This window comes from Niallia sp. 01092 (assembly GCF_052318935.1).
In the GTDB taxonomy this organism is placed as follows: domain Bacteria; phylum Bacillota; class Bacilli; order Bacillales; family Cytobacillaceae; genus Niallia.
In genome coordinates, this window is the sequence record NZ_JBQRKO010000018.1 from 1 (window position 1) to 13,385 (window position 13,385).

Genomic DNA, 13,385 nt, shown 5'->3' on the forward strand with positions numbered 1-13,385 from the left:
ACCTTTATATGCTTGATTTTCACTATCTATATTTCATAGCATCCACTTTTTCAGTGACCTCAGCACAGCGACGAGGAGGCTCGGCACTCGTCCGCGGAAAGCAAAGTGTATTCATGCTGCGGGTTAAATAACAATTAGGCCTAGGGCTTGGTATTCTTACAATCCGTTAAAACAATATTCTTGTTCCAATGGTTGCTCATTCTCTATGGAATCTGCTTAACACCTTTTATTATTTCTAGTTTTTTCAACAAATAGTTGATAACGTTTTATAAGTAATTTATTCTCCAACTAAACCGGTGCTTTGCTTCCATCATGGAGCAAGACATTTTTTCAGTAAATAAAGTGTGAAGATCAAAGAATCACAATAAATAATTATTCAATATCCTTGAGATAAAGCAGATACATGTCAATTTAGATGCTTGTGAATGAAAGTGGGAGAGCATATAAAAAAGCGCTAAAGATGAAAAGAGTTTCCTTAGCGCTTTTTGTTCGTTATTGTTTAACAGCTTCTTTTAGTTCTTTCCCAGGTTTAAAAGCAGGAACTTTAGAAGCAGCAATCTGAATTTCTTCCCCTGTTTGAGGGTTGCGGCCTGTTCGGGCTGCGCGGTCACGTACTTCAAACGTACCAAATCCAATTAACTGGATCTTTTCTTCTTTAGCAAGAGTAGTAGAGATAGTTTCAAATAATGAATCTATCGTTTTTGAAACATCTTTTTTTGTTAATTCTGTTTGTGCAGCGACAGCATTGATCAATTCTGTTTTATTCATATTAACACACCTCAATTTTAAATTGTTTGTAGAAATGATAGCATAACACAACTAATAGCAGGATTTCCAATTTGATTGATTACTATACATTAATTTAAAAGAAATAGACCTAAACCCTTAAATTTAAATTGCTGCATGTATTGCATGGAAGGATTGAGAAGAAGGGTGATTGTATAGACAAGTTTGATAGATAACTATCACCTATTTTTCCACAGGTTTCTTCCCGCTAATATCACAAAAGATGGTTGGAAATTAGCGAATCTTAAGCAGAATAACGATTAAAATTTAAATTTAAGATTAATAAACCTAACATAAGGAAAGCGCATAAGATATAACTTGGATGGGTATTAAATAGTTAAACAACAAGATGGAACATCATGCAAGCCCCTTACTTTTAAGAAAGAAAGGGGCTATGTTCTTAATCAAATTGGAAATCAAATCACTTGGAGAGATATATTTAATGGGAAATAGAACCAGTAGGAGTACTAAAAGTATCATTCATTTTTATATAGGAATTAGTTAAATTAACGATATTTTAATAAGATGTTAGCCAACATTTTGATGAATAAAACAGCAGCTTCAATATAACAATAACTGAACGAACAAACGTTGTTTTCTTCTTTTGTTTTTTCAAATACTTCATCTTTCCGGATTTCTTTAATTTATTTATAGTATGTTATAAATAAAAGTAACATAATCATTAAAGGGAAAACAAAGGAGGACATATGCAAGATTTTGACCAAAGGAGGGAGTACAATGAAGAATTCTTATAAGATTTACAACACTGGAGTGGAGGCTACTTTGGAAGTAATCGGGGGAAAGTGGAAACCTGTGATTCTCTTTCATTTAACATTTGGAAAGAAAAGAAACAGTGAATTGAAAAGCTTGATACCAGCAATAACTCAAAAAATGTTAACACAGCACCTGCGTGAGCTTGAAGATGAAGGGGTCATTTTGCGCATTTCTTATAATCAAGTTCCACCAAAAGTGGAGTATGAGTTGACAGAATACGGATGGAGCTTAAAGGAGGTTCTGCATCTAATGTGTAGATGGGGAGATACGCATATAGAGAGGAAGTATGAGGGGAGAGCTACCATTTTGGCGAATTCACATCTTAAAGACGTAGAAAACATATAAGAAGCCGACCAATTGTATACGAAGGTCGGCTTTTTAATTTTAGGGGATGACTTTGCGTTTGCGGAAATCGTTGAAGATATTAATAAACATTGCTTCGGTATCAACGTATTCGTGAAAACCAAAGCGGCGGGCCTTTGTTCCGTCTGCAAAGAAATCATAATCCCAAGAGAAAACAAAATCACCGAATTGCCAGGAAGATACTTCTTTATACGAATGCCTGGTAAGCCCATGATTCTCGATCATTTTGTTCCAAAGTTGATCTTTGTCGGCCATAACTACATCAAGTGACATCTGTAATGGAGGAGCTATTTCCAATCCAAAGTAGTGAGCGATCTTCGGCCATAATTCATCCCAGCGAAATAAATCACCGTTTGTGATATTGAATGCCTGATTGGCACACCGTTCTTCAGTCGCTGCCCAAACTGTTGCCTTTGCGAGAAGCCCCGCATCCGTCATTTCCAAGAGGCTGGTATATGCACCCGGCTTGCCTGGAAACCGCAGTGGAAGTCCAAGCTCCTTCGAAATGGAGGCATAGATTGCAATAACCATGGCGAGGTTCATAGGGTTACCTAGTGAGAAGCCGCAAACTACAGAAGGACGGATTGCTGACCAAGTCCAAGACTTGCCTTTTTGCCTTTCTTCTAAGAAAACCTGCTGATCAACATTAAATTCGGGCGGCATATGGTTAGCGTCTGTTTCACGGGCTGGTGTCTTGAAAGGACCGAGATGTGCTCCGTATACTTTGTATCCCTGCATCAAGCTGATATGTTTTAACCCCAACGCAATTGGTTCGATTGCATCTACAGTATTCACTAGCATGCTTAGGTTAGGTGGAACAAGTTCTGCCCAAGTTGGTCGGTCCTGATAGGCGGCATAGAAGATGTGTGTTACCTCAGTTAAACCGCTTAGCTTCTTACGTGTGTCTTCTATGTCGAGTAAATCCGCTGCCACATATCGAACACGGCCAACAGATTCTCCACCTCGACGTGATACGCCAATGACGTCCCAATTAGGGAGTGTAACGAGATGATCAATAAGGTTTCGGCCAATGACTCCATTTGCGCCTATCACTAGTGCTACATTGCGTTTGATTTGAGGTATATGATTCATAGTTTTGCAGCTCCTTCTCTAATGTGATTTGTTCCCTGTTATTTTGTATGAAGGAACCAAATTTGAGAAGTACGCACTTTGAAGTGGTATAAGCACTTTTTTGTAATCCAGCAGTGTTTATAAGCAGTTTCCTTTTAATCAAACATTAAAAAACTTAATTCATACCTTGTTTTAAGAGGCGTTAAAAATTTATTATTATGTATTGCTAGTTTTTATAAGTGTACTCAATGAAATGACGGAATTTTTAATAAAATCCCAATCTTTCAGTAACGTAAATGACAGATTGGGATTTTTTATACGGGAGTATCCTTCATTTTATAAATTGCGTTTTGCTAGTGATACCCCTATAAGCTCTTCTTTTTTATATTTTAAATCTTTATTATTTCGAAAACTTTTATCAATCGAAGAATTGAGTGAAAACAGCATCACTTTGACCAGGTGCCTTTTCTTGAAATCCACGCATGATACACATTGGTGCTTCTGCAATGAAATATGTGGTGTATATATCTTTAGGGTGATCAAATCCTATTCGATGAAACCAGGCATGCAATAAAGAACCAGCTAGATTAAGTTTTGTAATTGAAGGATCGTCAAGCAATATTGGATTGATTGTAACGTCTAAAGAAACCTTGAACTGCTTTTTAGCTGTGTTAGCTCGTATGTTGAAATGCTCTCTTGGTTCTGGAATGTAGTAGTTAATTTTTGCTGCAGCAGCATTACCCGTACCATTTTCACTAAAACGTTGCGTTAATGTGTTCATCGCAAGGTTGATAGCTTCTGTTCCACTCGTAATACGAGGTCCTTTAAACCAAAGAGGTGTTAAATTATGGGTTGCGTATTTTTGTGTACATGAATTAAGTTGCGACAGGTAAGGACTGGATTTTTTTAGTTGGAAAAAATGTTGTTGCCAGAACGTAATCACAATAAGAATTAAAGCTCGAATACGATTTGTTTGAGAGGGAGTAAAGCGTGTATCCACATCGAAATAAATAAAAGGCGGTAGAGATGGTCCCACTGGCAGTGCAGGCAGCGCTAACTCAATTCTGCGATAAGAAGGTTTATCACGCATTAGAATTACTCCTTTCTTAAAATTTTAAGTTTCTTTCATCATTTTTTAAGAAGGATATCCCCTATCTATACTATTCAAATTGATAGAAAAAAGGTTGGACAAGTTCATTAATCTATTAAATAAATGGTGAGAAAAATAGTTTGAAACATGTATACCTGAAAGTCGAGTTAACTGGTACGAGCTTGCATGCGTTTCTAATATTTTTTAATTTTATAAACATTAAGGATGTTTGTTTATAAAATTATAAACAAAATAATAAAATGTTTGTTAAATCATTGAATATCCTTGATGTGTGTAATAGTATATATTGTATTACCCAACATATGTTGAAAATATTTGTTTATATATAAACAATAATTTGGAGTGTTTAAAAAATGGAATTTTGGGATGCAGCGGTAGAGGAATTAAAACAAGGCTATATAGAACAAAAAGAGGGGTATGTCTGCTTACTTTGTGGAGAAACCGTCGAAAAAGGCATTATATATCCTCAGGACGATATGTTATATGAAGCAGAGAAATACATGCAAATTCATATTCAGGAAAAGCATCAGTCTGTTTTTGCTTACTTAATAGGCTTAGATAAAAAGCTTACCGGAATGACAGAGCACCAAAATAATTTTCTTTCTCTTTTTTATCAAGGAAAAAGCGATGCGGAGGTGCAGCAGGAGCTTGGCATTGGCAGTGCTTCTACGATTCGCCATCATCGTTTTGTTTTAAAAGAAAAAGAGCGGCAAGCGAAAACATTTTTAGCCTTAATGGAATTGTTAAAAGAAAAAGATCAGCATACTCCTGCATTTGTCCCGGTTCATAAACAAGCGAAAATGGTCGATGAACGGTACAACATAACAGAAGAAGAACAACAAAAAGCGGTTAGTAAATATTTTTCAGAAGGAAAGCTCGAGAAATTTCCGTTAAAGGAAAAACAAAAGCTGATGGTGCTTCGGGAAATAACAAACCGCTTAGATGATGACAAAAAATATACAGAAAACGAATTAAATGATGTGTTAACAGCGATTTATGACGACTATGTGCTGATTCGCAGATATTTAATTGAGTACGGCTTTGTAGACCGCAAAGCAGATGGCAGCAGCTATTGGCTGAAAAAATAAAGAAATAGGTGAATGAAAATGGATCGAAAAAAAGAACTAAAGCAGCTTTATAAAGAAACACCGATTAAAGCAGGCATATACAAAATTCAAAACAAAAAAAACGGTAAAGTGTTTATTGGAAGTACACGAAATATTAAAACATTAAATGGCGTCAAATTTATGTTGAATAAAGGTGGCCATACAAATAGAGAGCTTGCAAAAGAATGGAAACAATTTGGAGAGGATAGCTTCACAGTGGACGTGATTGAGATTTTGAAAAAGAAAAATGATCCTTATTTTAATGAAAAAGAAGAATTGCAGAAATTAGAAGACAAATGGCTAGAGGAATTTCAGCCATATGGAGAACGTGGTTATAACTAAACGATAGAAGGCTGTTTGACGGGGAAAACGTCAAACAGCTGTTTCTATTATTCTAGTTTCGTCAATTCGAAGTAATCTGTGTGAAGTTCTAAATAAATTTGTTGTTTGTCTTTTTGAAATACGTAAGCTTTCCCTTCAAAGTTTTTTTCTTCATTCCACCCTTCTTCTTTAATTTTTTCAAAATAATCAGTAGGATGAATTTCTCCATCTTCTGTTGTTTCCTTTCCAATGCTAATGAGTTCATATTTTTGATAAACGGATTTATCTTTTGTGGCGTTTCCTCGTTTTTCTTTCGCATTAGCAGGAATTGGGAAGTTAGATTGAAGACGAGAATAAGTGAAATCCTCTTTTTCACTATACTCATTCGAGCAGCCAACTAGTAAAAGGAAAAAAACAAACATACAAACATACTTTTTTTTCAAATCTTAACCTCCATTATCGTTTATTTATTATATTGGATACTCAAACCTTATATCCCTTTTATGGTTTTTGTCGAATTTTGTAAAAAAATCGATAAATCTAAAAAAACGAAGATAAAACCAATAAAAACAAAGATAAAATCCAGATTCGACTTTTATTGAAGCAGGATAGCAGACAAAAATGGAGAATAGATTAGTAAACGAGTTTATTACAAAAGGAGAGATGTGCATATGTTCTCAACACCAGTAAAGGGAGAATATCCAGCTTATTTTGAAAATTATATAAATCTTGTCGGGGAAGGAAGCATTATTGAACACCTTGCGAAGCAGATTGATGAAACATCCTCTCTACTTATGAGCTTAACGGATACACAAGCGGACTTTCGTTATGCAGAAGGAAAATGGTCGGTAAAAGAAGTGATTGGACATATTACAGAAACAGAGCGGATTATGCAATATCGGGCATTGCGTATAGCAAGAGGCGATCAAACCTCTCTTGCAGGATACAATGATGAAGAATATGTAAAAGAAGCGATATTTTCTGCCCGTTCCATGGAAGATTTAGTTGAGGAATGTAAAATCGTGAGGCAGTCAACAATTGCGCTTTTAAAAGGATTGCCAGAAGGGACTCCAGCAAGAATGGGCTATGCGAACAACGGAGAAGTATCCGCAAACTCCATCGCATACATTATCGCTGGACATGAATTGCATCATTTAAAAATTCTGAAGGAACGTTATTTCATTTTACAATAACAGAGGAGATTTTTATGGAGATTGATGAAATATACGGTGATTTGCCTACGTTACAAACCGAACGTCTTATTCTTAGAAAAATAACGTTGGAAGATCTAGACGATATGTATGCGTACGGTTCGGACGACGATGTAACAAAATATGTTACGTGGGATACGCACCAAACATTGTCAGATACAAAAGGTTTTTTGCAATTTGTACTCAATCAATATCACAATAAGAAAGTAGCTCCTTTGGGAATCGAATATAAAGAGAGCGGAGAATTAATTGGCACGGTCGATTTTGTTTGGTGGAAGCCATATCATAGAAGTGCGGAAATCGGTTATGTTCTTTCCAAAGATTATTGGGGTAGAGGCATTATGACAGAAGCAGTGAAAGAACTGATCAAATTTGGCTTTGAAAAAATGGATTTAATCCGCATTCAAGCAAGATGTTTTACGGAAAATATCGGATCAGAACGAGTAATGCAAAAAACAGGAATGTCCTTCGAGGGCATCATGAGAAAAGGAATGTTGATTAAAGGAAAACATCAGGATTTAAAGACATATTCTATATTAAGAGAAGAATTCATTAAAACAAGCGCTGGGATATAAGGAAGTCGCTTGTTTTTTTGTTGTTTGGATGGTGAAAACAGGGATTACCGCGTGGAAGTAGAATGAAGTACGTATAAATGAAATAATCGAGAGAAAGATGTTGTCTACCGCGAAAAAAAGTGGAGTACCGCGAGAAAAAAGAAAATGCCGCGAGAAAAAGTGGAGTACCGCGAAAAAAAGGAAAATGCCGCGAGAAAAAGTGGGAGCATCGCGAAAAAAAAGAAATTACCGCGAAAAAAGCATGGCCCCTTAAAAAAATACCGCAGGAAATTATACGATATTAAGTATTCAATAAAAATGTTAATACTAGTTGGCTGTTCTCAACAGATGCAACGTGTGATAAACTGTGGTTGTCATAATTTTCTAATTAATACTCATTCAAGATAATAATTTGGAGGTAATATGTACACTTACGATTTGTTTGAAATATCCGGGTCTTTTACATTATTAAGACCTATTTTCATCAATGTTTATCATTTTTGCTTTGATTCTGTTTGTTATGATTATCTTTCCTAGAACAAGACGAAAATTCATTAATGGGTTTGCTGTTATCAGTTTATCGTTAGTCTCTTTAATCATATCTGCTCAAGTTATATACTATGATGCAATTATTGTCGATGAACTTGGTCTTGGTGGAGATGAGGTTACTACCTTTATGTGTTTAGCAGTTATAGCTTTTAACTTTTTGAATCCAATGGTGTATTTCAGTATTGTTAATCATAAAAAGGATTCAAAGCTGAATCCTTAAAATAGAGAATTTGCGACACCCCGATATAGTAACAGTAACGGGGTGTTTCCTTTAGCCCTCTTGTCTTTTTTATAAAAAATAAGTAAGCTTCATTGAAAGCTCCCGAGAATACCTTTAGAAATGTTTATTTTTATAACCAAATGTCAACTCCCTCAAATTGATTTTTCCTTAATAGTACTCAGCTTAAAATAGGCTAAAGTAGTAATGAAAAGCCCGAATGCTGATAATATGCTTCCAGCAGCTAAAAAATTATTTATATAGCCCTTCAACATAGTATTGTAAGTATTAGGATCGGCTCCACCTTGCTCTACTAACCAATTTTCCGCACGTGACACACCAAATTTCACACTACAAAACAGCATCACAAATCCAATTATGCCAATTAAAGACCCTATGATTAAAGCGCCGATTAAATTCTCTTTTTTCATAAAATTTCCCCCAATCATATGAAATATTGGTAAAATCTGATGATACAAGTTTATCATACATGGGGAACAGACCACGATCCAAATCATTTTTGTACTGGATAAAAGAAAAATAACACGAAGCACTCCATTGTTCTAAAAAATAGAATCACGGGGTGTTTTTTTTGAAAAAATCGAACGAAATCCCGATATCCTACCAATATATAGTATAAAACAACAAGGAGGGATGAGGATGGAGGAGCAGAACGAGTATAATCAGCTCATTACACGTATTTTATCTGGCAGTGAGCAAGCATATACGGAGCTTTATGACAAAACGATTCAATTCGTTTATAAAAATGTTCAAAAGATCGGAATTAATCCAAAAGATATAGAGGGTGATGACATCCCAGCCAATCTAAAAGCAGACTACGAAAAAACAAGTGATTTTATCGAATATGTGAATGAAAAACAAGTACAATAAAGGCAAGAAAAGCTGCAATCTCAATGGGAGGTTGCAGTTTTTTTGCGAAACCCCAAATTCATCTCCTAAAAAATGCTATACTAAAATTCGAATGCTAGAATCTTTTTTATTTATTAATCGTATGTATCTTCTGAAAGGGGTGAAATAAATGGGAAAAACAACGAAAGTAATGACAGGAATTATTTCCACTGCATTTATGTTGAATTTGGCAGCATGCAATAACCAAACGGATGAAGAGTACACAACCACACAAAAAAATCCTGATCCGCCATCTGATGCGAATTGTGATAAGTGGGAATGGGACGACGATGATGGAGTTTGGGAATGTGAGGACCGTCATTCCAGCCATTATGGGCATTATTTTTACGGAGGCAGTTATTATAACTCAAGGTCAGCCTTACATAACAGCAAATATTATAAATCGCCAACTTCTTCTAGTAAAAATTCTTCCGTGAATTCCAGGAACTCAACTAACAGTTCTTCGGTCGATTCAGGAAGTTCAAGTGAAACGAGTAAATCAGTGAAAAGAAGCTCTGGTTTTGGCAGCGGTTCAAAAAGTTACGGAGGATAAAAGAAAGGGAGAATAACATGAACTTATATATCAATTTTGCCTCCTATTTAGGGGTGGCTTTGCTTTTACTAGTAATCGGCATTCTTTTATTTATGTTTAGTACACCGAAATTAAAAGAAATGAAACTGATTGCTGAAAAAAATCTTAGTGCCGCATACGTGCTTGGCGGAAAAGTAATCGGGCTTGCGATTGTGCTTGGAGCAGCAGCGGAATATTCTGTTTCATTAGTTGATATGGCAATTTGGGGAGCTATCGGCATTGTCGTACAAATTGTTGTATTTATTTTAGCAGAAGTAATCACAATCCGTTTCAGCATCCATAAAGCAATTGAGGACGACAATCGTGCAGTAGGCATGATGCTGTTTTCTCTGTCAATTGCAATCGGCTGGATTGTGGCGAAGTGTCTATCTTATTAAGAAAAGCGCAAGCGCCTTGTTCAGCCCCGAAGAAAAATGTTATCTTTCTTATGTTATTAAAAAGGATGAAGACAAATGAAAAAACTCACCTATTTTATTGATAAAGGCAATGACGACTATCAGCCGTTTTACGAATATGAAATTCCGACTGTTGGCGTCGATGAATTATACGCCCGCCAGCTTTGTACGTATTTTATTATGAGAGGGCAGCAATACGAACTCATTTCCAATGAGATGGCAGAAGACGAAGAAATTCTTGTATTGAAAGATATCGGCAGAAATTCATCTGGATTAGATGAGCAAAACTATCGTGGAAAAGGATTACATATCGAGATTCGCAGACATAGGGAAGCGGAGAATTACCGGTTGCTTACGGTGATTCCGTGCAGCGCCCATTTTGATATTATCCGCTATCTATTAAAAGACATCATCGATATTCCTGCTATCGGGCAAAAAGCAGTAACGTCCTCTGAAATTGATGAAGATAGGGGCGTTTATGTCCTGTATGTGAAGGATATTGGGGAGGAGTCATAATGTCTCATTATCAGCAAAAAAGACAGCAATTTTACAGTCGAATCGATTCATTTTGGGCAGATCTTTATAACGAAGAGTATGCCCTTTATGATACCGCCATGATAAAAAAACAACAGTTGCAGCAGCTTCGTATTGCCAGTACACGAATTGGCAGCATTTTTTTCAAAGTGTGCGATTTATTGCGGCAAGTGCCTGATCAAACATTGCTAGAGATGGGATTTCCAGAAGAGACGCTTGCTTTTCTCCGGTTAAAAACATTGCCTGTTGAAAGTGTGATTTCTCGCCTCGACCTCATTCCATCCGGCTCCAGCTATAAATGTATTGAAATAAACAGCGATACACCAACGTTTATTAAAGAACTTTTTTATATAAACGGAAAAGTGTGCAAAGAATTTTCAGTGGAAAATCCGAATGAAGGCATGGATATGTTTCTCGGAGAAGTGATTCGAACGACGATTCAACAACTTCAGCAGCAAACGGTGGTGTTTACTGCCCATGAAGACAATATTGAAGACAGAGAAACGGTTATTTATTTGCAAAAAATCTCCGGGGTGCCATCCAGATTCATCCCCCTTCATAAACTGCAAATCGAAAAAGGGGTCGGTCTTTTTGATGAGGAAGGAAACAAAATTGATGTTTTGTACCGCCAAACGTTTCCGATTGAAAATTTAATCAGCGATGAAGATGAGGATGGCAATAAAATCGGCTTGTGGCTTTTAGAATTAGTGGAAGAGGGGAAACTGAACATTATCAACCCACCGTCTGCGTTTCTTTTGCAAAACAAAGCGGTGCAGGCAGTTATATGGGGACTGCATGCAGAAAACCATGCTTTTTTTACAAAAGAAGAGCATGACTGGATCGAAGAATATTTTCTGCCAACCTTTTTAGAGCCGGATTATTTTCTAGAATCAGGCCTGCCATTTGTGAAAAAGCCAGCATTCGGTAGAGAAGGGGATACGGTCGAAATTTATAATCATGAAGGAAAGCTGGCACATGCAGACAGCCAAACATCATATACCGATTATCTGCCTGTTTACCAGCAATATATCGAGCATCCCGAGATAAGTTTTAACAGTGAAAAAGGAAAACAACAAGGCAAGCTATTGATCGGCAGCTTTTTAGTAAGCGGAAAGGCAGCGGCAGCAGGCTATCGCATCGGCGGAACGATCACGAATAATTTATCTTATTATTTGCCAATGGGATTGGAAGATTAAGCAGGATTTTTTTATAATAAAGGTAAAAATCCAAATCTGGAGGATGCGATGAAATTTGCAGAATTAATAAAACCAACTGTTGCCTGGGAAGAAAGACTGGAAGAAGGCGATGACCTTTTTACAGAGGAAAATTTGGAAGCAACAAATGAAGTGTTGAATGCATTTATTTTACAGCTACAAAACCTTGGCGAAAATACAACAGACGAAGCCGTTATCGCATGTGTAAAAAATGTAGTATTACGCTTAAATGAGATAAACGAAACATTCGAATACTTTATCGAAACGATGGAAAGAGAAGAACTATACGAATTTATAGTCGAAGCTGCAAGCATAGCCGGATTGCAATGGGAAGAAGATATAACAGAAGAATGGCGCGAATGGTAGAGCATGGGTGGCTCGACCATTCGCTTTTTTTGTGGAGGCTATTTGCCCAGTATACCGTTTTATATCCTGGTACCTAGTTAAACCCGGTTAGCAAAAGCCCTGACGTCATGGATTGTTGACAAGTACATGTCCGGCATCGATTTACGGAACATGACCTCTGCGGCGTGACAGACTCCAGTAATACTACGCCCAGTAACATTAACTCCAGCTTGAGCAAGCTTACGATAGTAGCTAAGTCCCTCATCACGGAAGATGTCAAGTTCGTTGACAGTAATAACGTGCGGCGGAAGATCTGCTAGGTCATCACTTGTAGCCCAATATGGCCAGCAAAGAGGGTTATTAGTGTTAATCCCCTCTGGATCATAGACAGAAGCAATCACCTCGTTAAGCGAACAATTAATGAAGTAACCGTCGTTCTCTAACAGCGACGGAAATTCTCTGGCTTTGTCCTCGTCGCTCCATCCGTAAGCCCCCGAGATATAGGGAACAAGAGCGTAGACGCCGTCGATTGCTTTGAGTCGACCATTGCGTTTGGCCTTGATGGTTGTGGCCAGTGCAAGGTTAGCTCCGCCAGATTCACCTGCTAAGATTAGCTTTGAGATGCCAAGTAATTCACGATTTGAATGCACCCATTCTAGTGCAGTGGTACAGTCGTTTAAGCCTGCTGGGAAAGGGTGTGGACCGTGAACACCCGCAGCATTGCGGAACTCGACGCCGATAACTACCATACCGGTTGCTGCCAACTCATCACGCCACCTTGAGTAAACCGGACCTGAAGTGCTAAGCAGAGTCATGCCTCCACCGTGGATATGTAGTACGCCAGGCAGTGCTGCCGTAGATTCGCCTTTTGGGCGGTGGATGTAAAGCATGATATCGTTGCCATCAACACCTGTAATCATCTCAGTCGAGTGCAATATTCCCGGTACAGGCGGCAACTCCGCCATTAAACCGGCAAAGAGAGCTTCGAACCCACTCTCCGCTGCGGCCAAGAACTTAAGGCGATCTTCAAGTGGATCCCTCGGTGACACGGGCGATGGTGCAGTCAAACCGTCTAAGTTGAAAGCGGCCATCGCGGCGACCATTCGAGGATCGGACCGAGGATCCGTACGTAGTTCGAAATTAGGGTTTCCTAAACGTCCAGGTAAAGTTACCAAAGAGTCAGAAACAAGTGAAAACGGTGTTTTCTCCAAATATAAAGCCCCCTTTAATTATAACCTACGACTCTCAAAAAGCTGCTGTTCTTCTAACGGTTACCTACATGCCCATTGATTCAGCTTGAAAGAGTTATTCTTATCGTAATATCTTTTGGAAT

18 protein-coding genes are annotated in these 13,385 nt (G+C 37.6%); 12 read left to right on the top strand and 6 right to left on the bottom strand.

Translation table 11 applies throughout. The annotated features are described in order from the left end of the window. Positions 1-492: 492 nt before the first annotated feature. Positions 493-768 (bottom strand): HU family DNA-binding protein, encoded by a 276-nt coding sequence (locus ACTXGU_RS16140; RefSeq protein ID WP_443482560.1) that lies wholly within the window; start codon positions 766-768, stop codon positions 493-495. A 756-nt stretch (positions 769-1,524) separates the two neighbouring features. On the opposite strand from ACTXGU_RS16140, the gene ACTXGU_RS16145 reads away from it, so the two are divergent. Then, a complete protein-coding gene (locus tag ACTXGU_RS16145; RefSeq protein WP_443482561.1) occupies positions 1,525-1,905 on the top strand; it encodes a winged helix-turn-helix transcriptional regulator in 381 nt (126 codons plus the stop codon). Between the two features lie 39 nt (positions 1,906-1,944). On the opposite strand, the gene ACTXGU_RS16150 is transcribed toward ACTXGU_RS16145, so the two are convergent. Together ACTXGU_RS16150 and ACTXGU_RS16155 are read right to left on the bottom strand one after the other, a co-directional pair. Beyond that, entirely contained in the window at positions 1,945-3,015 is a 1,071-nt protein-coding gene (locus tag ACTXGU_RS16150) for an SDR family oxidoreductase (RefSeq protein WP_443482562.1), read from the bottom strand. Between the two features lie 397 nt (positions 3,016-3,412). Beyond that, positions 3,413-4,084: a hypothetical protein gene (locus ACTXGU_RS16155; RefSeq protein WP_443482563.1), complete on the bottom strand. Its 672-nt coding sequence runs from the start codon at positions 4,082-4,084 to the stop codon at positions 3,413-3,415. A 374-nt stretch (positions 4,085-4,458) separates the two neighbouring features. Between ACTXGU_RS16155 and ACTXGU_RS16160 the strand changes: the two genes are divergently transcribed. Then, entirely contained in the window at positions 4,459-5,193 is a 735-nt protein-coding gene (locus ACTXGU_RS16160) for a DUF2087 domain-containing protein (RefSeq protein ID WP_443482564.1), read from the top strand. An 18-nt stretch (positions 5,194-5,211) separates the two neighbouring features. Beyond that, entirely contained in the window at positions 5,212-5,553 is a 342-nt protein-coding gene (locus ACTXGU_RS16165; RefSeq protein WP_443482565.1) for a GIY-YIG nuclease family protein, read from the top strand. A 47-nt stretch (positions 5,554-5,600) separates the two neighbouring features. Here the strand turns inward: ACTXGU_RS16165 and ACTXGU_RS16170 are convergent, their stop codons facing one another. Further along, on the bottom strand, positions 5,601-5,975 hold the full coding sequence (locus ACTXGU_RS16170) for a hypothetical protein (protein ID WP_443482566.1): 375 nt from the start codon (positions 5,973-5,975) through the stop codon (positions 5,601-5,603). Between the two features lie 228 nt (positions 5,976-6,203). Between ACTXGU_RS16170 and ACTXGU_RS16175 the strand changes: the two genes are divergently transcribed. From ACTXGU_RS16175 to ACTXGU_RS16185, 3 genes are all read left to right on the top strand, one after another. After that, on the top strand, positions 6,204-6,725 hold the full coding sequence (locus ACTXGU_RS16175; RefSeq protein ID WP_443482567.1) for a DinB family protein: 522 nt from the start codon (positions 6,204-6,206) through the stop codon (positions 6,723-6,725). Positions 6,726-6,739: 14 nt separating this feature from the next. Next, positions 6,740-7,318 carry a GNAT family N-acetyltransferase gene (locus tag ACTXGU_RS16180; RefSeq protein ID WP_443482568.1) on the top strand — a complete coding sequence of 193 codons (579 nt, stop codon included), beginning with the start codon at positions 6,740-6,742 and terminating at the stop codon, positions 7,316-7,318. A 466-nt stretch (positions 7,319-7,784) separates the two neighbouring features. After that, positions 7,785-8,066 carry a hypothetical protein gene (locus tag ACTXGU_RS16185; protein ID WP_443482569.1) on the top strand — a complete coding sequence of 94 codons (282 nt, stop codon included), beginning with the start codon at positions 7,785-7,787 and terminating at the stop codon, positions 8,064-8,066. A 152-nt stretch (positions 8,067-8,218) separates the two neighbouring features. On the opposite strand, the gene ACTXGU_RS16190 is transcribed toward ACTXGU_RS16185, so the two are convergent. Next, on the bottom strand, positions 8,219-8,494 hold the full coding sequence (locus tag ACTXGU_RS16190) for a hypothetical protein (RefSeq protein WP_443482570.1): 276 nt from the start codon (positions 8,492-8,494) through the stop codon (positions 8,219-8,221). A 229-nt stretch (positions 8,495-8,723) separates the two neighbouring features. Between ACTXGU_RS16190 and ACTXGU_RS16195 the strand changes: the two genes are divergently transcribed. The 6 genes from ACTXGU_RS16195 to ACTXGU_RS16220 all read left to right on the top strand — a co-directional run bounded on the left by ACTXGU_RS16195 (position 8,724) and on the right by ACTXGU_RS16220 (position 12,073). Next, entirely contained in the window at positions 8,724-8,954 is a 231-nt protein-coding gene (locus tag ACTXGU_RS16195; protein ID WP_443482571.1) for a DUF3600 domain-containing protein, read from the top strand. 148 nt (positions 8,955-9,102) lie between these two features. Beyond that, positions 9,103-9,525 (top strand): aminotransferase yhxA, encoded by a 423-nt coding sequence (locus tag ACTXGU_RS16200; RefSeq protein ID WP_443482572.1) that lies wholly within the window; start codon positions 9,103-9,105, stop codon positions 9,523-9,525. A 17-nt stretch (positions 9,526-9,542) separates the two neighbouring features. Next, positions 9,543-9,941 (top strand): DUF350 domain-containing protein, encoded by a 399-nt coding sequence (locus ACTXGU_RS16205; protein WP_443482573.1) that lies wholly within the window; start codon positions 9,543-9,545, stop codon positions 9,939-9,941. Positions 9,942-10,016: 75 nt separating this feature from the next. Next, the gene (locus ACTXGU_RS16210) at positions 10,017-10,475 is read left to right on the top strand and encodes an RNA helicase (protein ID WP_443482574.1); all 459 of its coding nucleotides are present in this window, start codon (positions 10,017-10,019) and stop codon (positions 10,473-10,475) included. Next, positions 10,475-11,689: a glutathionylspermidine synthase family protein gene (locus ACTXGU_RS16215; protein ID WP_443482575.1), complete on the top strand. Its 1,215-nt coding sequence runs from the start codon at positions 10,475-10,477 to the stop codon at positions 11,687-11,689. Before ACTXGU_RS16210 ends, ACTXGU_RS16215 begins: the two co-directional genes overlap by 1 nt. A 48-nt stretch (positions 11,690-11,737) precedes the next feature. Next, entirely contained in the window at positions 11,738-12,073 is a 336-nt protein-coding gene (locus tag ACTXGU_RS16220; RefSeq protein ID WP_443482576.1) for a hypothetical protein, read from the top strand. Positions 12,074-12,150: 77 nt separating this feature from the next. Here the strand turns inward: ACTXGU_RS16220 and ACTXGU_RS16225 are convergent, their stop codons facing one another. Continuing rightward, positions 12,151-13,263 carry an alpha/beta hydrolase fold domain-containing protein gene (locus tag ACTXGU_RS16225; protein ID WP_443482577.1) on the bottom strand — a complete coding sequence of 371 codons (1,113 nt, stop codon included), beginning with the start codon at positions 13,261-13,263 and terminating at the stop codon, positions 12,151-12,153. Positions 13,264-13,385 lie beyond the last annotated feature (122 nt).

Excerpts from the sequence above, each read along its gene's own strand:
- ACTXGU_RS16205 (WP_443482573.1), top strand. The coding sequence starts at position 9,543 with ATGAACTTATATATCAATTTTGCCTCCTATTTAGGGGTGGCTTTGCTT.
- ACTXGU_RS16155 (WP_443482563.1), bottom strand. The coding sequence starts at position 4,084 with ATGCGTGATAAACCTTCTTATCGCAGAATTGAGTTAGCGCTGCCTGCA.
- ACTXGU_RS16150 (WP_443482562.1), bottom strand. The coding sequence starts at position 3,015 with ATGAATCATATACCTCAAATCAAACGCAATGTAGCACTAGTGATAGGC.
- ACTXGU_RS16160 (WP_443482564.1), top strand. The coding sequence starts at position 4,459 with ATGGAATTTTGGGATGCAGCGGTAGAGGAATTAAAACAAGGCTATATA.
- ACTXGU_RS16210 (WP_443482574.1), top strand. The coding sequence starts at position 10,017 with ATGAAAAAACTCACCTATTTTATTGATAAAGGCAATGACGACTATCAG.
- ACTXGU_RS16165 (WP_443482565.1), top strand. The coding sequence starts at position 5,212 with ATGGATCGAAAAAAAGAACTAAAGCAGCTTTATAAAGAAACACCGATT.
- ACTXGU_RS16185 (WP_443482569.1), top strand. The coding sequence starts at position 7,785 with ATGTTTATCATTTTTGCTTTGATTCTGTTTGTTATGATTATCTTTCCT.
- ACTXGU_RS16140 (WP_443482560.1), bottom strand. The coding sequence starts at position 768 with ATGAATAAAACAGAATTGATCAATGCTGTCGCTGCACAAACAGAATTA.
- ACTXGU_RS16195 (WP_443482571.1), top strand. The coding sequence starts at position 8,724 with ATGGAGGAGCAGAACGAGTATAATCAGCTCATTACACGTATTTTATCT.
- ACTXGU_RS16180 (WP_443482568.1), top strand. The coding sequence starts at position 6,740 with ATGGAGATTGATGAAATATACGGTGATTTGCCTACGTTACAAACCGAA.
- ACTXGU_RS16175 (WP_443482567.1), top strand. The coding sequence starts at position 6,204 with ATGTTCTCAACACCAGTAAAGGGAGAATATCCAGCTTATTTTGAAAAT.
- ACTXGU_RS16215 (WP_443482575.1), top strand. The coding sequence starts at position 10,475 with ATGTCTCATTATCAGCAAAAAAGACAGCAATTTTACAGTCGAATCGAT.
- ACTXGU_RS16190 (WP_443482570.1), bottom strand. The coding sequence starts at position 8,494 with ATGAAAAAAGAGAATTTAATCGGCGCTTTAATCATAGGGTCTTTAATT.
- ACTXGU_RS16200 (WP_443482572.1), top strand. The coding sequence starts at position 9,103 with ATGGGAAAAACAACGAAAGTAATGACAGGAATTATTTCCACTGCATTT.
- ACTXGU_RS16145 (WP_443482561.1), top strand. The coding sequence starts at position 1,525 with ATGAAGAATTCTTATAAGATTTACAACACTGGAGTGGAGGCTACTTTG.
- ACTXGU_RS16220 (WP_443482576.1), top strand. The coding sequence starts at position 11,738 with ATGAAATTTGCAGAATTAATAAAACCAACTGTTGCCTGGGAAGAAAGA.